This window comes from Pseudomonas sputi, assembly GCF_021603585.1.
GTDB lineage: Bacteria > Pseudomonadota > Gammaproteobacteria > Pseudomonadales > Pseudomonadaceae > Aquipseudomonas > Aquipseudomonas sputi.
On record NZ_BQHI01000047.1, the window covers coordinates 1 to 18,322 of the forward strand.

The window sequence follows — 18,322 nt, forward strand, 5'->3', positions numbered from 1 at the left end:
TTCTTCAGGCGAAAGGACAGGCCGATCTGGGTCTTGGCCAGTTGCCGCAACGCCGCATTGGGAATCGGGATTTCGGGGATGCTCGGCACATTGCCCAGCGGCGCGCCGATGATCTCGATGTTGATCGGCCCCCCTTCAAGCGGCGTGCCCTTGAGCCGGACGATCGGGATGTCACCGACCTCGAATTTGTGGGTGTTCGCAACGATTTGCGCCGTGCCGTCGGCATCTCCCAGTTTGTCGGCGTCCAGCACGTTGTTCAGTGCTTGCTTGCAGATCGGCGCATCCAGTCTGTCGGCGTCGACCGCCACCACCACACGCTGTTCGTAACTCCAGTCTTCGGAGCGGTTTTGGACCTCGTCATAGACTTCGAAGGCCACCGCCAGACCGGTTTTGTCCGAGTCGCCGGCCTCGCGGATGACGTCCTCTTTGATGTGCACCACAACCGGCACTTTGCCGTCGGCCTCATCCTGGGTCAGCGGTCCGTAGAGCACGAACCGCCCGCCCCACGTCACCTGAATCACGTCACCGGCCGCTGCGTTGGGGTAAGGCTCTGGCCCGTCGTCAGAGGGACCGATGGTGACCTTCACGCCGGCGGCGACGTTGTCCTTGTCGATGCCGTCCTTGAGAATCTCCTCGGGGAGGGTCATTTTCAGTTTCGAATGACCCGGCCCTTCGTCGCTGTCATGGCCACCGGGACGGGTGAGTTTGACCCGCACCTGCATCACTTCCGACGGTTCGGCCGTTCCACCCTGGCGGGTGACGGTGTAGGCCAGTCTGGACGGGCCATCGCTGAAACGGGCGGCGGGCACAAACACCGCCAGCGTCGTGTCGACTTCATGAGCCTCGACGGTCTTGGTGAGCACCGCCGTATCGTTCAGGAGGATTACCAGTTTGTCGCCCCGGCTCATGACTCCCCACGGCCCGGCGCGACATAACAGGCCGTGCGGGAAATTTTCGATCAAGGCTCCGATGTTCAGTCCCCAGACGTCCGGGTTCTTCGATATCGGACCGTTGCGGCCGGGAACTTCGAGTTCCTTGAGTACCTGCGGTGTGGAGCCTGTGGGATCGTTGGCAGTCATGGGCGCGAACTCCGCTCGAGTGGCAGGTGATGGCGGTATTGAGCGGCGCTTTGGCGGGGTTGGCTACTGTCAGAAATTACAGGTGGGTGTGGGTTTAAGACGAACGGTGTACGGATCTGCGAGCCGAGTGGCCCGACTCAGGGCAAAAGCAGATACCCCGCACTCACCGCCAACAGCAACGCCATCACCCGGTTGAACAAGCGCATCCCCGCCGGGTTGCCGAGATAGCCGCGCAAGAACGTCCCGGCATACACCCAGCACCCCACCGACAGATAGCAGATCACCAGATACACCGCCGCAAACTGCCACACCAGCCGCGCCTCGCCATCGGCGACAAACGCGCCCATCCCCGCCACGCAGGCCAGCCAGGCCTTGGGGTTGAGCCATTGCATCACCGCGCCATAGAGCATCGATGGCGCACGGCGCGATTGATCGGCATTCAACTGCCCGTCATCGGTAGCCAGCTTCCAGGCCATGAACAACAAAAATGCCACCCCGGCCAGTTGCACCACGCGGGTCAGCGACGGCCACAGGGCCAGCAGTTCGTGCAGCCCCAGCCCCATCAACACCAGCAACAGCACAAACCCCAGCGTCGCCCCGGCCACATGCCGCTGGCTGGCGCGAAAACCGAACTGCGCACCGGAGCTTAACGCCACGATATTCACCGGCCCGGGGGTAATGGACGCGGCCAACGCAAACGCCGCCATCGACACAATCAGACTCATCGCACACCTGCTTCAAATCGAGGAACAAGGCGCTCACAGTAGCCAGCGGACACCGGGTGGTATTGAAGGAAATTACCCCCGCATGCGCAGACCCACTACGCTCTGGCTATGCGACCACATTTGACCAGGAAGTCTGCCCTCGATGATTTTGATTCTGTTGCCCAGCACCGATTACGACCCGACCGAAAGCAGCGTGCCCTGGCAGGCAATGCGCAGTGCGGGCATCGAAGTACGCTTCGCCACCCCGCAGGGCTTGCCCGCCCACGCCGATCCGCGCTTGGTGAAAATCGGCTTCGGCCCGTTGAGCCCGATGCTGATGACGCGCAAGGCCGATCTGGACAGTTACGCGCAGATGATCGAGTCCAATGCGTTCAAGCAGCCGCTGGCGTATGCCGATGTCGATACGACCCGGTTTGACGGTCTGCTGATTCCCGGCGGGCATGCCAAAGGGATGCGCACGCTGCTGGAATCGACGCAGGCTCAGCAGATCGCCCTGCAATTTTTCAAGGCCGAAAAACCCGTGGCAGCGGTATGTCATGGTGTGTTGTTACTGGCCCGGACGCTCGATCCCGACACCGGCCGTTCGGTGCTGTTCGGGCGCAAGGTGACGGCGTTGCTCTCGGCCACCATGGAGTGGCCCGCGTGGCTGATGACCGCTGCTTGGCTGGGGCGCTACTACCGCACTTACAAGCAGACCGTCGAAGCGGAAGTGAAAACCGCGCTGGCCAGCAAAGCCGACTTCAAACGCGGGCCGCTGATCGCCAGGCGCGATTGCGCAAAGAAGCCGCAATCGGGATTTGTCGTACGCGACGGCCAACTGCTGACAGCACGCTGGCCCGGCGACTGCCATCGATTCGCCGCAGAATGGGTGGCCATGTTGCAGCCACCCGAGCGCTGATCCGTTTTCAGTCCAGACGCGGCACGGTGAAACGGAATTCGCTGCCCTGCCCCGGCTCGCTCTCGGCGACGATCTGCCCGCCGTGGGCCTCGACGATACCCTGCGTGATGTACAGACCCAGCCCGGTGCCGGTCGGATTGCCTTCTTTCACCGTCCAGTAACGGTCGAACACGTGTGGCAAGTGATCCTTGGGAATGCCTTCGCCGCTGTCGCGTACCGTGAAGACGATGTCGTCACCGACCGATTTGGCATACACATCGACCGTGCCCAGGCGCGGCGTGAACTTGATCGCGTTGCCAACCAGATTCGACAGCACCTGAAACAACCGCTCGGGATCGGCATGGATGCTCAGATCAGGATCGGCCTCGAACGAGATACTGATGTCCTTGTCCAGCGCCAGCGGCGCAAGCAGTGACTGCGCCTCTTCGAACATCTGTGCAACATCGAGTTTCTGCGGCGCGATGGTGTAGCGGCCGGCGTCGATTTTCGAGGTGTCGAGCAAGTCTTCCAGCAGCGTATTCATGCGTCCGGCGGCTTGCTGCATGGTGTCAATGGCGGTCGAGATGCGCCGCGAAGTGTGCGGCCCGTCCGAGCTGAAGGCTTTTTGCATCATGCCGCAGAGCATCGAGATCACGGTCATCGGGTTGCGCAGGTCGTGGGACACCACCGCCACCAGCTCATCGCGGGCACGCACCGCTTCCTGCTCGCGGCGCACCTGACGGGCCAGATCATTTTCCAGGGCCGAGCGACGCAGGTCGTTGGCGGCGAACAGGTCGCCGTGGCTCCACTTGGTGGAAATCCCGGCCATCTCGACCTTCCAGATTTCGAACGAGGTACGCGGTCGCAGGCGCAGGCCGGCGTCGGAGTTTTCCAGGTCCAGCGGCTTGCGCGGGTCGCCGCTCCAGTTGATGTTCTCTTTGACTTCGGGGCGGAACCACAGCACGCCGTTGTCCACCGGTTTGGGCAGGCTCATGGCAAGCACGCCGCTGGCAACCTGCTGATAGTGCGCGGCCGGCGGATAGACACTGGCCAGGTGATGACTGGCAAACACCGGCTCGCCGCGCTCCTGCAACCATTTGTGCAGAGCGCGAATTTCTTCCGGCTCCGGGCAGTTGCCGTACCGGTGCAATTGCTTGTCTTCGATGATCGCGATGCCGCCGGCATTAGCCAGTGCCATCAGGACCTGCGGCTGATTGGCCAGGCCATCGAAGACGTTCTGCGGCGAATCGATCATCGCCTGATTGAGCAGCGCCAGCGCCTCGACCTTCTCCTCGCGTTGGCGGCTGACCTCCAGCGCTTCCATCGCGCTGATCTGCAGCGACAGCACCTGGCCGATGGTCTGGCATGCGGTGCGCAACTCGTGCGGCACATGCAGCGGCTGACGGTTACCACAACTGATCAGGCCCCAGAGCTTGTCGCCCTTGAGCAGGGAAATGCTCATCGAGGACAGCACGCCCATGTTCTTCATGTACTGACAGTGAATCGGCGACACGCTGCGCAAGGTGGCGAAACTCAGGTCCAGCGGGGTCTGGGTGTCCGGGCGCAGCTTGGGTACCAGGGGCACCGGTTGGTAGTCGGCATTGGGGATGATCCGCAGCCAGTTGGTGCGGTACAGCTCGCGGGCTTGCTCGGGGATGTCGGAGGCCGGGAAAAAAAGGCCGTTGAAGACTTCCATCGACGGATCGGACGCTTCGGCGATGACCTGGCCGTGGCCCTCTTCCTCGAAACGATAGATCAGCACCCGGTCGTAACCGGTCATCGCCTGAATTTCCTTGACGCTGATGTCGTACAGCGCCTGCAGGCTCTGAGCCTTTTGCAGACGCGCGAGCATCCGCCCCAGGTGGGTTTCGGTACCGGCGACGTTGCGCGGCTGGAAGTTTTCGACGTGGATTTCCAGCTCCAGAATCAGCACATCCTGATGCCGGTGCAGCAAACCTTCGAACGCGGTGCCGTTGAGGCGAAAGTGCAGCGGCGGCGCATCGGACAAGGCCGGTTGCTGCAAGGCCTCACGAACCTGCGCGGCGTGGGCATCGCCGATCAGGCTTTGCAGTGGCTGGCCGATCAACTCTTGCGCGGGACGGGCGAGCAACGTCTCGACGTTGGCGCTGATCTGAATGATCGAAAGGTCCGGCTCGCTCAGGGTCAACAGCAACCCGTGAGGCTGGATCGCGCCGGGAAAGCGGATCGGCTCGTCGGCGCAGTTGGCCAGCAATTCTTCAAAGGCTTCTTTGTCTTGCGGGTTCATACCAGAACCTCCTGGCTTTCGAGCCAGTGCTCGAAACAGCTGAATGTAGTGTGGGCGGCCGCCACGACGGCTTCACGCTCGTCGGCGTCCATCGGGCGACTGCCCAGGTATTCGATGAAATCGCGCCAGCGCCGGCCGGTGGCGGCGCCGTAGATATCCAGAAACGCTGCGCCATTGTCCGCGCCGAGATTCAGCCGCGTAGCGATCTCGCGACGCAGGATCTGCCCGCCGAGAGTCGCACCTTCCAGCACGTACAGCACGCCCAGACAGGCGGCGGCGGATTCGATGACGGGCAACTGGCGGCAGATCGGAAAATCTCCACCATTTGCCCCCAACGCGTGCAAATCGCGTTGCAGGGTCGGCGCCTTGAGGCGTGAAGTCAGATCGAAATCAGCGGGCATCGCGTCGCTGTCCTGCAGCGCGGCTTCCAATGGCTGATAGAAGCCGTAATAGGCGTGCATCAGTCGCTCGAAAGCGTGCAGATCAAGGGTATCGGAGAAGAAAGGAAGGCGTTTTTCCAGCGCAATGTGCAGTTCGGCCGTGCCAGTGCGCAAATCCTGCAACACCGGTGGTACATGAACCTCGCGGGCCTTTGCTTGCATGTAGTCGCTCGTACAGTGGGCCGCCTGGGGCCATGGGGGAATTGGAGAAGCTTGGCGCGAAAGCTTACACGGCAATTGGCCTTTCTGACCCGTCAGATGGTTTTTTCTGGCGGATTCATCACCCTGTGAAGGATTCAGAGTTGACGAGACGGCGGAAAGTTCGAACGGATTCGCGCCCGTCCATCGCTGTACCGCGACTCTGCAACCTGACTGTACGGTTCAGGCCGGCACCTGCGCATGATAGAAATAACGCTCCCGCCACCGGAGCCCGCACCATGGATCTCGTCACCCTCTCCCTGTTTCTGCCCGCCTGTTTTGCCTTGAACATGGCGCCGGGACCGAACAACCTGCTGTCGGTCAGCAACGCCACCCGCTACGGCTATCGTCGCGCCTGCGTGGCCGGGGTCGGTCGGTTGCTGGCGTTCGCCGGGATGATCGCCCTTGCGGCGGCGGGGCTGGCGGTGGTGCTGCAAACGTCCGAACTGTTGTTCTATGGGATCAAGATCATCGGCGCGGGGTATCTGCTGTATCTGGCGTGGCAGCTGTGGCGGGCCGATCCTGCCGGCGAAGACGCCGTAGCGGCGCCCGCGAACGGGCTTCTGGCCCTGGCGCGTCAGGAGTTTTTAGTGGCAGCAGGTAATCCCAAGGCAATTCTTATATTCACCGCTTTTCTGCCGCAGTTCGTCGACCCGGCTCGCGCCATCACCCCGCAGTTCATGCTGCTGGGCGTGCTGTTCCTGCTGCTGGAATGGATCGCCATCAGCGCCTACGCCTACATGGGCCTGCACATGCGCCGCTGGTTCGCCGAGCCACGCGGCAAACGGATGTTCAACCGTTGCTGCGCGGGGCTGCTGTCGGCGGCGGCTTCGGTGTTGTTGATGGCCAAGCGGGCCTAAACCTCGGACGGGCCTTTGAGCTCGACCTGGTTGCCGTCCGGGTCGAAGCAGTACAGCGACAGGCCGTAGCCCTAGGCGCCAAAACGGGTGGCGGCTTTTTCGACGGTCAGGCCACAGGCTTGCAGATGGCTGACCAGGGCCGCTTCATCGAACGGCTCGATGCGCAGGCAGAAGTGATCGACATTGCGCCGTTCGCTGCCGGCAGCGGCGCCGCCCTTGCGGCCGATTTCCCCGTCGAGATCGACCAGATCGATCATCGACGTGCCGGCGCGCAGGTGCACCAGACCGAATTTTTCGTTGCGCTTGACCACTTCGGCACCGAAGACCCGGTCGTAGAAATCAATGCTGCGTTGCAGATCGGCGACGCGCAGCACGATGTGATCGATGTGTTGAATCGTGAACGGTGGCATACCTTCATTTCCCGAGTTGTAGCGACCCGATCACTGTAGTGCAGCGGCCCGAAAATTCACTATCGATTTTTCGGTGGAGCCATCGAATAACTGGTTTTATCCTCGCCCCATGAACATACAGACCGCTGTCCTGCCGCCCCACGCCGAAATGGTTCGCGCCATGCTCGAACGCGACACTGCCTATGAAGGCGTGTTCTTTACGGCCGTGAAAACCACCGGGATCTTCTGCCGCCCCAGCTGCACGGCGCGCAAGCCGAAACCGGAAAACGTCGAATTCTTCGCCCACGCCGACGACTGCCTGTCCGCCGGTTACCGCGCCTGTTTGCGCTGCAAACCGCTGGACGCCGCGGCCATCGCCCCGGACTGGGTGCAACGGCTGCTGAAAGCGGTCGACGCCGATCCCGAGGTGCGCTGGAGCGATGCGCAATTGCTCGCCGAGGGCATCGAACCGCTGAAGCTTCGGCGCTGGTTCAAGCAGCATTTCGGCATGACCTTTCATGCATGGCTGCGCACCCGCCGGCTCGGCATGGCGCTGGGCGGGATCAAGCAAGGCACGTCCATCGACCACGCCGCGTTCGACTCCGGCTATGAATCCCTCAGCGGTTTTCGCGATGCGTTTCAGAAGTCGTTCCACATCACGCCGGGACGCGCGGCAGCCAGCGAGCCGCTGCTGTTCACTCGCCTGACCACGCCGCTGGGGCCGATGATCGCCATGGCCGAGCGACGCGGGCTGGTGCTGCTGGAATTTCTCGACCGTCCGGCGCTGACCCGCGAAGTCGAAGAATTGCAGAACCGCTACGGCTATGTAGTCGCACCGGGGCACAACGCGCATTTGCAGCAGATCGAAAACGAACTGGCGCTGTATTTCGCCGGCAAGCTGAGCGAATTCAGCGTGCCGCTGCACCTGCCCGGCAGCGAGTTTGACCGGCAGGTCTGGAGCGAACTGCGGCAAATCCCCTACGGCCACACCAGCACCTACGGCACCATCGCCGCACGGCTGGGCAAACCCGGCGCCAGCCGCGCGGTGGGGCTGGCCAACGGGCACAATCGGCTCTCAATCGTGGTGCCGTGCCATCGGGTGATCGGTGCGGACGGCTCATTGACCGGCTATGGTGGTGGACAACCGCGCAAGGCGTTTTTGCTCCGGCTGGAAAACGCAGCGGTGCAGCTGACGCAACAACTGGCTTTCTGACAAACCGACCATAAACCATGCCTGATCCCTATCGACCGGCCAGCGAATTTCTGGCCAGCCTCGACACCGACTGGCAGCGCCACATCGCTGCTGTCGGCCCCTGCCTGCATCAGCCGCATCCGGCGCGCGATCCCTATGAATCGCTAGTGCGGGCGATTGCCTATCAGCAACTGCACGCCAAGGCGGGCGATGCGATTGTCGGGCGGCTGGTGGGGTTGTTTCCCGGGCAGTCGTTTCCGCGTCCCGAGCAAGTTCTGGCTACCGACTTTGATCGGCTACGCAGTTGCGGGTTTTCGGCGGGCAAGATTGCGACGATTCAGGGAATTGCCCAGGCGACCCTGGACGGTGTGGTGCCGGATTACGCCTCGGCGCTGGCGATGGGGGATGAGGCGCTGATCGAGCGGTTGGTCAGCCTGCGCGGGGTTGGGCGCTGGACGGTCGAGATGTTGCTGATTTATAGCCTGGAGCGTCAGGACATTCTGCCGGCCGATGACTTTGGCGTGCGCGAGGGCTATCGGCGGTTGAAAGGGCTGGAGGTACAGCCGACACGCAAGCAGATGATCGAGATCGGGTTGGCGTGGAGTCCGTTTCGCACCGTGGCGGCGTGGTATTTGTGGCGGGTAGCCAAGCCGTAGACCGCGATAGCGTTCTTCGCGAGCGCATTCCCCCCCTCTCTTCCAGGCTCAACCGCATCGACAAAGCCCAACCGGAGGCGAGTCATGCACCTTGAAGGCTCCTGCCACTGCGGTGCGGTTTCATTTACCCTCGACAGCGCCCGCCCCTACCCTTATCAGCGTTGCTACTGCTCGATCGGGAGAGTGATCAGAGGGCGGCGTTTCACTGGAACCTGACCGACGTCAGACGAGGCACTGTCGAATGCAACAAAAGCCTGATTAGATAGCGCCTCCCGCCGAATCGAACGTGGAGCCACACTTGAGCGAAACGCCAAAGGACTTGCCCCGTCCTCAACCCATCAGCCTGCGCCAGGCCTGGCCCTTCTGGCTCAAACTCGGTTGCATCGGCTTCGGCGGCCCCGCCGGGCAGATCGCGATCATGCATCAGGAACTGGTGGAGCGCCGGCGCTGGATTTCCGAGCGGCGCTTCCTGCATGCGCTCAACTACTGCATGTTGCTGCCCGGCCCGGAGGCCCAGCAACTGGCGACTTACATCGGCTGGCTGCTGCACCGCACCCCTGGCGGCGTGCTGGCCGGGGCGCTGTTTGTGTTGCCTTCGCTGCTGATCCTGATTGCCCTTTCGTGGGTGTACATCGCGTTCGGTGATGTGCCCGCCGTGGCCGGAGTGTTTTACGGGATCAAACCGGCGGTGACCGCGATCGTGTTGCACGCGGCCCATCGCATCGGTTCACGAGCGTTGAAGAACAGCTGGCTGTGGGCGATTGCCGGGGCGGCGTTCGTGGCGATCTTTGCCTTCAACGTGCCGTTCCCGCTGATCGTGTTCGGCGCGGCATTGATCGGTTATTTCGGCGGACGCTGGGCGCCGCAGCGGTTCAGCAACGGCGGCCATCGTGGCAGCGAAAAATCCTTCGGCCCGGCGCTGGTGGATGACGACACACCACCGCCCGAACATGCGCGGTTCAACCTGCCGAGGGTGATGCGTCTGGTGCTGGTGGGTGCGTTGCTGTGGTGCCTGCCGATGGCGTTGCTGACCGCGTTGTTCGGCTGGGATGGCACTTTCACGCAGATGGGCTGGTTCTTCACCAAGGCAGCATTGCTGACGTTCGGCGGTGCTTATGCCGTGCTGCCCTACGTGTATCAAGGCGCGGTCGGGCATTACGGCTGGCTGACCCCGACGCAGATGATCGACGGCCTGGCGCTGGGCGAAACCACGCCGGGGCCGCTGATCATGGTGGTGGCGTTTGTCGGATTCGTTGGTGCTTACGTGCAACCGACATTCGGTGCGGAGCACGCGTTTGCCGCCGGCGCGCTGGCCGCGACGCTGGTGACCTGGTTCACCTTCCTGCCTTCGTTCCTGTTCATCCTCGCCGGCGGGCCATTGGTGGAGTCGACCCACAATGAACTGAAGTTCACCGCACCGCTGACTGCGATCACCGCAGCGGTGGTCGGGGTGATCCTCAATCTGGCGTGTTTCTTTGCCTGGCACGTGTTCTGGCCCAATGGATTCGCCGGGCAACCGGACGTTTTCTCGATCCTGCTGGCCCTGGCAGCCGCCCTCGCCCTGTTCTTTTTCAAGCGCGGGGTAATCGAGGTGTTGATCGTTTGCGCCCTCGTCGGGCTGGGGTTTTACCTGTTGCGCTGAACCGGGGTGCACGTCAACGCCTGCGGAAACAGGCGTTTACTTCTCCGGGGATTCCCCCTTACTATCCAGCCACACCGGCCTGGCGGGACACTCCCGCCGCCGACGTTTTCCGCCAACGGAAACACGCGTCATGAGCACGTCACTCCAACAATCAGAATCGTTGAACGGCTCTGCACTGTGCGCCCTCCTTCACAGGGGCCGCGCATGAATCGCATCGTCAATCTCCCCATGGCCCTGAGCCGTTCCAAGCTGCGTCACTCCGCACGCCCGCCGGATATCTGCCTGCCCGTCTGATCGCGCCGTTAAAAAATCGCGACAGTTCCCCCTCTTTTTTCGATATCCCTGCCAGGACGCCCGCGCCTTTTGCCGAGCTGCGTCCGGCCCGAATCTGCGCGCCTGTGCGGCGCCATCGTGAGTGATTGATTGATTATGAAATTCGCAGCCATTGAAGACGCCCGTCACTTTCTTGAGCAGAACCCCGACATCGACATGATCGAGCTGTTCATCCTCGACGCCAACGGCGTTCCGCGCGGCAAGCTGTTGCATCGCGAAGAACTGCTCGCCGTGTACGAAAGCGGTCGCCCGCTGCCGAGCACCATCCTCGGCCTGACCGTGCAGGGCGAAGACGTGGAAAACTCCGGTCTGGTGTGGGACGTCGGCGACATCGACTGCCGCGCCTACCCGCTGGAAGGCAGTCTGGTACGCCTGCCGTGGCGGCAGATTCCGACCGCTGCGGTGCAGGTCAGCATGCACCCGGAACAAGGCATGCCGGCGAGCATCGCCGACCCGCGTCACCTGTTGATCAAGGTCATCGACCGCTTGAAAGCCGAGGGTTACCACCCGGTAATGGCCTGCGAGCTGGAGTTCTATCTGCTCGACGCCAAACGCGATCACAACGGCCGCCCGCAACCGGCGCTGGATGCCGACGGCGGTCGACCGCGACACACCCAGGTCTACGGTTTGCGTGAGCTGGAACAGATCGAACCGTTCCTCGCCGACCTCTACAGTGCCTGCACACTGCACGGCATTCCGGCGCGCACGGCGATCTCGGAATACGCGCCTGGCCAGGTGGAAATCACCCTCGAACACGGTGATGCGCTGGAGGCAATGGATCAGGCCGTGCGTTACAAGCGGCTGGTCAAAGCCGTGGCGCACAAGCACGGGATGCAGGCGACATTCATGGCCAAGCCGTTCGATCATCTGGCCGGCACCGGCATGCACATGCACGTCAGCCTCGCCGATGCCGAGGGGCGCAATCTGTTTGCCTCCGAGGATCCGGCGGGCACCCCGCTGCTGCGCACGGCAATTGGCGGGATGCTCGCGTCGTTGCTTGATTCGCTGCTGCTGTTCTGCCCCAACGCCAACTCCTACCGCCGCTTCCAGGCCAACAGCTACGCGCCACTGGCGCCGACCTGGGGTGTCGACAACCGCACCGTCAGCCTGCGCGTGCCCGGCGGCCCGGCCAACACCCGGCACATCGAACACCGCATCTGCGGCGCCGATGCCAACCCGTATCTGGCAGCGGCGGCAATCCTCGCGGGCATTCATCGCGGGATAAAAGAAAACATCGATCCAGGCGAGCCGGTGCAAGGCAATGGTTATGCGCAGGCGAAAGAGTTGCTGCCGACCGATTGGCTGACTTCGCTCACGGCACTGGAGAATTCGGTGTGGGCACGGGATGCGCTGGGACAGGAATTTCTCGGGGTGTATCTGGCGGTGAAACGTGCGGAATACCGGCAGTTCATGGCCGAAGTGGGCGAGCAGGACTGGCGCTGGTACCTGACCGAAGCCTGATCCCTACTCCCCTGTTTTTACTTTGGATACCGACATGACCGAACGCAGCAATTCCTACTACACCGCGACCCTCAACCGCGACACCGACTACCCGACCCTGCAAGGCCGGCACCAGGTCGATGTGGTGATCATCGGCGGCGGTTTCACCGGCGTCGCCACGGCCGTGGAACTGACCGAGAAAGGCCTGAAAGTCGCCATCGTCGAAAGCCACAAGATCGGCTGGGGCGCCACCGGGCGCAACGGCGGTCAGGTCACCGGCAGCCTGTCCGGCGACGGCGCGATGCGCAAACAGATGCGCAACACCTTGGGCGATGAGGTCGACGATTTCATCTGGCACCTGCGCTGGCGTGGGCACGAAATCATCCAGCAACGGGTCGAGAAATACGCGATCGATTGCGACCTCAAGCACGGCCATTTGCATGCGGCCTACAAGCCGAGCCACATGGCCGGTTTGCGCAGTGATTACGACGAAGCCGTGCGCCGTGGCATGGGCGATGAGGTCAGCCTGCTCGACCGCAGCCAGGTGCGTGACCTGTTGCAAAGCGACCTTTATCACGGCGCGATCAAGAACACCCGCAACATGCACCTGCACCCGCTCAACCTGTGCATCGGAGAAGCGCGAGCAGCGGAAAGCCTCGGCGCGCTGATCTTCGAAAACAGCGAAGTGCTGGAGATCATTCACGGCGACAGTCCCGGCGTGCGCACCGCCCACGGTCGGATCGACGCCAATCAGGTGCTGCTGGCCGGCGACGTCTACCACAAGCTCGAGCCGGGCCAGCTCAAGGGCAAGATCTTCCCGGCCATGGGCGGCATCGTCACCACAGAACCACTGGGCGATCTGGCAAAGCAGATCAACCCCGAAGACCTCGCCGTTTACGACTGCCGCTTCGTCCTCGACTACTACCGCCTCACCGCCGACGGGCGCCTGCTGTTCGGCGGCGGCGCCAACTACAGCGGCAAGGACTCACGGGACATCGCCGGCGAACTGCGGCCGTGCATCGAGCAGACCTTCCCGGCGCTCAAAGGGGTGAAGATCGATTACCAGTGGAGCTGCGCAATGGGCATCGTCATCAACCGCATCCCGCAACTGGGCAAGCTCTCGGACAACGTCTGGTATTGCCAGGGCTACTCCGGCCACGGCATCGCCACGACCCACATCATGGGTGAAATCATGAGCCGGGCGATCACCGGGCAGATGCAGCAGTTCGACACGTTCGCCGCGTGCTCGCACATTCGCGTGCCGATGGGCGATCTGCTGGGGAATCCGATGCTGGCGGCGGGCATGTGGTACTACCAGATGCTGGAAAAACTGCGCTGATCGAGCGGACCCCATCGCCAGTGATGGGGCCTTTTTTGGCTGCAAAACCTCAGTCGGGCAACTGCTCCACCTCAATCCCCAACCGCCGATAATCCTCGACACTCCCCGACGCCACATGCCGTTCGGTAATCAGCGTGTGCAAGCGCTCGCACGGCGCCACCACAAACGGTTCCACCGCGCCGAGCTTGTCCGCCGTGGTCACGGCAATCACTCGCGCCGCACAGTCGAGCAGCGCCTGCTTGACCGGCACTTCATCGAAGTGCAGCGAGGTGATGCCCACCTCAGGATGAATCGCGCAAACCCCGGTGATCGCCAGATCAGCCTTGATCCCCGACAGCAACCGCAGCGCCTCATGACCGCCAGCGGACATGGTTTTCGGATTCAGTTGCCCGCCCGCCAGAATCACCTTGATGCCCGGGTATTCGGACAACGCGATCGCCGTCATCGGTGACGCCGTGACTGCCGTGAGGCTGATGTCCCTGGGCAACGAGCGCGCCACCTGCAACGAGGTGGAACCGGAGTCGAACATCACTGTTTGCCCGCTCCGTACCTGCTGCGCCGCCAACTGCGCCAGACGAATCTTCACCTCGTCGATCTCGTCGAGCCGGGTGAAGTAATCCTTGCCGGTGTCCTTGGGCCTCGGCAACGCGCCGCCGTGCACCCGCTGCACCAGCCCGGCGTTGTCCAGCTCGGCCAGATCGCGGCGGATGGTGTCTTCGGACACCGCAAAATGCTGACTCAATTCGGACGCCATGACCTTGCCGTCACGTTCGAGGATCAAAAGGATTTTCTGCCGGCGCAGGGAGGGCAGCTCGGAAACGGAATGATCGTGCATGGTTTTGCCTGTTTGTGCTTTTAATTGCAGGTTTGTGCGAGCTTAACCAGGCAAACCGGCAAACACAACGCGGGTATCAATGGCTTCGATCATTGGAATCACAAAGCCGAATTTTTTCTTTTGACCCGCCCCCGGCAGAATGGCCTCACTTTCAAATGGACCAGGATGAACACCCCATGAACCTCAATTTCGCTTTCGCCTGCATGGTCGTCGTGTCGTTTGCCATTGCGCTCGTGCACGCCTGATCGAAACCAATGCTCAATCGGCGATCATTCCGCCACCACCCGCGCCTTGCGCACGAACAGTGCATGCACCTTGTCCCAGAAATTGCCGCCCAGTACGAAAAAGCTGCCGACGAACATCAAGTCGCCCAGCGCCTGCATCTGCCAGAGATTGGGCCGCACACCGGGGAAGAAATTGTCGAAATACGGTTCCAGAAAGGACGATAGCAGCGGCAGGCAGAACATCACCACGCCGATCTTGTGGCGCATCGGGCTGACTTCGGCCACGGGGGTCGGAATCACGCCGGAGATATAGCGGCCGATCGTGCGCTTGAGTTCTGCGAAGCCGGCCTTGCCCATCACCGCGATCACCAGCAACAACAGCACTTTATTGCTGATGAACAGCACCCCGGTCAGCGCCGCGACTTTCGAGCCCGGCACGTCGAGGGCGGCGGCAATCGGCACCATCAGCCACGAACCGAGCATCAGGCAGATGATTGCCACGCCGACCTTGAAACGCCAGTTGGCGCTGGTGGGGGCAAGCGGTTCTTGAGCAGTGTCCATGGTTTCCTACCTATTTGTCCGGAGCAGGTTCGTTGGCGTTCGTCTGAAAAAGCGTAGCAGCTGATTGCTTCGATCAACCCGCAATCGGCGGTCTATGCTCCAGTGACATTTCCCGCTGGGACCACCCGGTATGCTTGCAACGCCAACCCTGCTGATCCGTCCCGGCCACCTGCTGCTGCTCGGTGCGCTGAGCCTTGGCGGCTGCCTGCGGCTGGGCCCGGAGTTCCAGCCGCCGGCGGAGGCCTGGAGCAAGCAATGGCAAAGTCCAGCATTGGAGCAGGCCAGCGAACGCGGCACACTGCCGGATTTGCGCCAGTGGTGGCAGGTGTTTGCCGATCCGGTGCTCGACCGATTGATCAGCGACGCCGAAGCCCGCAACAGCAGCCTGAAAATCGCCGGCCTGCGAGTCCTCGAAGCCCGCGCGCAATTGGGCATCGCCGACAGCGGTCGCTATCCGCAACTGCAACAGGCCAGCGCGGACAGCCTGTACATCGACCGCCGCCAGTCCGGCGGCAGCAACCCGCAGGACCTGCACTTCTGGCAGCACAGCGCCGCGTTCGATGTCGGCTGGGAGCTGGATTTCTGGGGTCGCTTCAGTCGCGCCATCGAGTCCGCCGACGCCAGCTACTTCGCCGCCCAGGCCAACTACGAAGACGCCCTCGTTTTGCTACGCGCTCAAGTGGCCGACACCTACTTTGCCCTGCGCACCACGGAAGCCCGGCTACGGGTCGCCCGGGAAAACGCCGCTCAGCAAAAGCGCAATTTCGAGATCACCGAAAAACTCTTTCGCAGCGGCCAGACCGCCGAACTCGACCTGCAACAGGCCAGAACCCAATACCTCGGCACCCTGAGCAGTATTCCGGCGTTCGAAGACCAATTGCTGCGGACCCGCAATGCGCTGGCCGTGCTGGTCGGCCAGCCGCCCGGTGGCGCGGCGTTTCTGGCGGAACAACCGGGGCTGATTCCGCTGGTGGATCGTGCCGTGTTGCAGGATGTCCCGGCCAACCTGCTGCTGCGCCGTCCCGACGTGCGCGCGGCGGAGTTGAACGTTGCCGCGCAGTCGGCGCTGGTCGGCGTGGCCGAGACCGATCTGTACCCTTCGCTGACCTTGCTCGGCAGTATCGTCTGGTCCAGCGACACCCTCGGCGCCACCCCGCGCAGCCTTGACCTGATCGGCGGCCCGAGCCTGCGTTGGAACCTGTTCGATTACGGTCGCATCCACAACAACATCCGCGTGCAGGATGCGCGCTTGCAGCAACTGATCGAGGCCTATCGCGACAAAGTCCGTCAGGCCGCCCGCGAGGCCGACGACGCCGCCAGCGGCCTGACCAAAGCGCTGGAGCGCGAACGCATTCTGGGCGAGGCCGAAGGCGCGGCGCGGCGATCGCTGGTGCTGGCCAACACCCAATATCGCGAAGGCTATTCGGACTTTCAGCGGGTGCTCGACGCCCAGCGTGCATTGCTGGAGCTACAGGACAACTATCTGGTCAGCCGCAGCAACGCCGTGAGCAATCTGATCGCGCTTTACCGCGCCGTGGGCGGTGGCTGGCAAAGCGCCGGGCCGCAGATTGATTCAGCGACCCGCCAGCACATGCAGCAACGCACCGACTGGGGCGATCTGCTGAGCGCCCCGCCGCCCCAACCGACCTATCCGATTCCCTCGCAGGTAGACCGCCATGAGTGATGAAGCGCCGCCGGATCCGGCGAAAAAAGGCATCCGCTGGGTGCTGCTGGTGATTGTGCTGAGCCTGGTCTGGTATCTATTGGCCGACCGTTTTACGCCCTACACCCAGCAGGCGCGGGTCGGCGCGTTCGTGATCCCGGTGGCGGCGGAAGTCGCGGGCCGGGTGATCAAGGTCAACGTGCGCAACAATCAGGACGTGCAGGCCGGCGACATCCTCTTCGAGCTCGATCCGCAGCCACTGCAGATCGCCGTCGACCGGGCTCGCGCCGATCTGGAAAACACCCGGCGCACGGTCGGCGCCAGCACCGCGGGCATCGCTTCGGCTCAGGCGTCGTTGCGGGCAGCCCAGGCCAATGAACTCAAGGCGCGCCAGGACAATCGGCGGCTTGAAGGCTTGTATAAAGAAGATCCGGGCACCGTTTCGGTACGGCTTCTGGAAGTGTCCCGGGCCAACCACGAAGCGGCGGTCAGCAAGGTCGCCGCCGCCCGGGCCGAAGTGCTGCGCGCCCAGGAGCAGGAAGGCGGCAACACCGACACCAACGCCAAACTGCTCAGCGCCGCCGCCACACTGGCGAAGGCTGAACTGGATCTGGCCAACACCCGCATCGGCGCGCGTTCGGCGGGACTGATTACCGACCTGCGTACCGACGTCGGCCAGTTCGCCGCTGCCGGCAGTCCGGTAATGACCCTGATCACGATCCAGGACGTGTGGATCAGCGCCGACCTCACCGAGAACAACCTCGGCCGGATCAAGCCCGGCACGCCGGTGTCGATCATCCTCGACGCCCTGCCCGGCGAAGTGCTCGACGGCCGAGTGCGCAGCGTTGGCTATGGCGTCAGCGTCGGCCAGACTCCACCGCCCGGCACCCTGCCAACGATCCAGAACAGCCGCGACTGGCTGCGTCCGGCGCAGCGTTTTCCGGTGATCATCGAGTTCAGCGAAGAAGCTAAAAAGCGACTGTTCGAGAGCCGTTCGATCCGTGCCGGCGGGCAGGCGGAAGTCATGGCGTTTCCCAGCGAGGGCAATCTGCTCAATCCACTCGGGCGGATGTTTGTCTGGTTGATGAGCTGGCTGTCGTATGCCTATTGAACGCAGCGTCCCGGCGCAACGGGCCCTGCGCCTGGCCTGCGGCACGGCGTTGTGCACTGCCGCCAGTTACGGCCTCGCCTTGCCGCTGTCGTTTCTGTCGCCGGTATTAGCGGTGTTGCTGCTGGCGAGCATGCCCCGGCCATTGCCCGCCAAAACGGCGTTGGTGCTGACGCTGGTCGCCGCGCTCACCACCAGTCTCGGCCTGTTGCTGGTGCCGTTGCTGCGCTATTACCCGGTGTGTGGCGTCCTGCTGATCGGTGTCGGCCTGTTTCTGGTGTTCACTTACGGCTTGCGCGGCGGCAACGTGCTGATCATGACGTTTCTGGTGATCGGCATGACCATGATCTCCGCCGCCGGTTTTGCCTCATTCGAACTGGCGATGGCGGTGATCGGCGCGCTGGTCAAAGGCCTGTTGCTGGCCGTCGTCATCGTCGGCCTGAGCCACGTCCTGTTCCCGGAACCGGCCAACAGCCCGGCGCCACCACCCGCCCC

The 18,322-nt window shown here is 62.9% G+C and carries 15 protein-coding genes and 3 pseudogenes; 11 read left to right on the plus strand and 7 right to left on the minus strand.

Annotated elements, in window-relative coordinates; all coding sequences use genetic code 11:
• Nucleotides 1–1,079 (minus strand): annotated as a pseudogene (locus L6D81_RS28815) (hypothetical protein); the annotation flags it as partial.
• Nucleotides 1,080–1,216: 137 nt separating this feature from the next.
• Complete coding sequence (locus L6D81_RS28820) at nt 1,217–1,804, minus strand: LysE family translocator (RefSeq protein WP_236182931.1); 588 nt, start codon at nt 1,802–1,804, stop codon at nt 1,217–1,219.
• 142 nt (nt 1,805–1,946) lie between these two features.
• Between L6D81_RS28820 and L6D81_RS28825 the strand changes: the two genes are divergently transcribed.
• A complete protein-coding gene (locus L6D81_RS28825) occupies nt 1,947–2,702 on the plus strand; it encodes a type 1 glutamine amidotransferase domain-containing protein (protein WP_236182932.1) in 756 nt (251 codons plus the stop codon).
• A 7-nt stretch (nt 2,703–2,709) separates the two neighbouring features.
• On the opposite strand, the gene L6D81_RS28830 is transcribed toward L6D81_RS28825, so the two are convergent.
• Nucleotides 2,710–4,947, minus strand: a complete 2,238-nt coding sequence (locus L6D81_RS28830; RefSeq protein WP_236182933.1) for an ATP-binding protein — start codon at nt 4,945–4,947, stop codon at nt 2,710–2,712.
• Entirely contained in the window at nt 4,944–5,549 is a 606-nt protein-coding gene (locus tag L6D81_RS28835) for a biliverdin-producing heme oxygenase (protein ID WP_236182934.1), read from the minus strand. Before L6D81_RS28835 ends, L6D81_RS28830 begins: the two co-directional genes overlap by 4 nt.
• A 275-nt stretch (nt 5,550–5,824) precedes the next feature.
• On the opposite strand from L6D81_RS28835, the gene L6D81_RS28840 reads away from it, so the two are divergent.
• Complete coding sequence (locus tag L6D81_RS28840) at nt 5,825–6,445, plus strand: LysE family translocator (RefSeq protein WP_236182935.1); 621 nt, start codon at nt 5,825–5,827, stop codon at nt 6,443–6,445.
• Here the strand turns inward: L6D81_RS28840 and L6D81_RS28845 are convergent.
• Nucleotides 6,442–6,855 (minus strand): annotated as a pseudogene (locus tag L6D81_RS28845) (VOC family protein). The gene L6D81_RS28840 and the pseudogene L6D81_RS28845 sit on opposite strands and share 4 nt — an antisense overlap.
• A 109-nt stretch (nt 6,856–6,964) precedes the next feature.
• Between L6D81_RS28845 and L6D81_RS28850 the strand changes: the two are divergent.
• The 6 genes and pseudogenes from L6D81_RS28850 to L6D81_RS28875 all read left to right on the plus strand — a co-directional run bounded on the left by L6D81_RS28850 (nt 6,965) and on the right by L6D81_RS28875 (nt 13,436).
• Nucleotides 6,965–8,047, plus strand: a complete 1,083-nt coding sequence (locus L6D81_RS28850) for a bifunctional transcriptional activator/DNA repair enzyme AdaA (protein ID WP_236182936.1) — start codon at nt 6,965–6,967, stop codon at nt 8,045–8,047.
• Between the two features lie 17 nt (nt 8,048–8,064).
• Entirely contained in the window at nt 8,065–8,682 is a 618-nt protein-coding gene (locus tag L6D81_RS28855; RefSeq protein WP_236182937.1) for a DNA-3-methyladenine glycosylase family protein, read from the plus strand.
• Nucleotides 8,683–8,766: 84 nt separating this feature from the next.
• A pseudogene (locus L6D81_RS28860) lies at nt 8,767–8,877 on the plus strand (GFA family protein); the annotation flags it as partial.
• A gap of 103 nt (nt 8,878–8,980) precedes the next feature.
• Nucleotides 8,981–10,324: a chromate efflux transporter gene (gene chrA, locus L6D81_RS28865; protein WP_236182938.1), complete on the plus strand. Its 1,344-nt coding sequence runs from the start codon at nt 8,981–8,983 to the stop codon at nt 10,322–10,324.
• A gap of 429 nt (nt 10,325–10,753) precedes the next feature.
• Nucleotides 10,754–12,118, plus strand: coding sequence for a glutamine synthetase family protein (locus L6D81_RS28870; protein ID WP_236182939.1), 1,365 nt, complete (start codon nt 10,754–10,756; stop codon nt 12,116–12,118).
• A 34-nt stretch (nt 12,119–12,152) separates the two neighbouring features.
• A complete protein-coding gene (locus L6D81_RS28875) occupies nt 12,153–13,436 on the plus strand; it encodes an NAD(P)/FAD-dependent oxidoreductase (RefSeq protein ID WP_236182940.1) in 1,284 nt (427 codons plus the stop codon).
• Nucleotides 13,437–13,485: 49 nt separating this feature from the next.
• On the opposite strand, the gene L6D81_RS28880 is transcribed toward L6D81_RS28875, so the two are convergent.
• Entirely contained in the window at nt 13,486–14,271 is a 786-nt protein-coding gene (locus tag L6D81_RS28880) for a DeoR/GlpR family DNA-binding transcription regulator (protein WP_236182941.1), read from the minus strand.
• A 269-nt stretch (nt 14,272–14,540) separates the two neighbouring features.
• A complete protein-coding gene (locus tag L6D81_RS28885; protein WP_236182942.1) occupies nt 14,541–15,056 on the minus strand; it encodes a transporter suffix domain-containing protein in 516 nt (171 codons plus the stop codon).
• Between the two features lie 130 nt (nt 15,057–15,186).
• Here L6D81_RS28885 and L6D81_RS28890 point away from each other — a divergent pair, with 130 nt between their 5' ends.
• The 3 genes from L6D81_RS28890 to L6D81_RS28900 form a co-directional block, all read left to right on the plus strand.
• The gene (locus tag L6D81_RS28890) at nt 15,187–16,740 is read left to right on the plus strand and encodes a TolC family protein (RefSeq protein ID WP_236182943.1); all 1,554 of its coding nucleotides are present in this window, start codon (nt 15,187–15,189) and stop codon (nt 16,738–16,740) included.
• Entirely contained in the window at nt 16,733–17,830 is a 1,098-nt protein-coding gene (locus L6D81_RS28895; protein WP_236182944.1) for an HlyD family secretion protein, read from the plus strand. The genes L6D81_RS28890 and L6D81_RS28895 overlap by 8 nt, the downstream gene beginning before the upstream one ends.
• Nucleotides 17,820–18,322: DUF2955 domain-containing protein (locus L6D81_RS28900; RefSeq protein ID WP_236182945.1), on the plus strand; the 503-nt coding region annotated here is incomplete at its 3' end. The genes L6D81_RS28895 and L6D81_RS28900, both read left to right, overlap by 11 nt.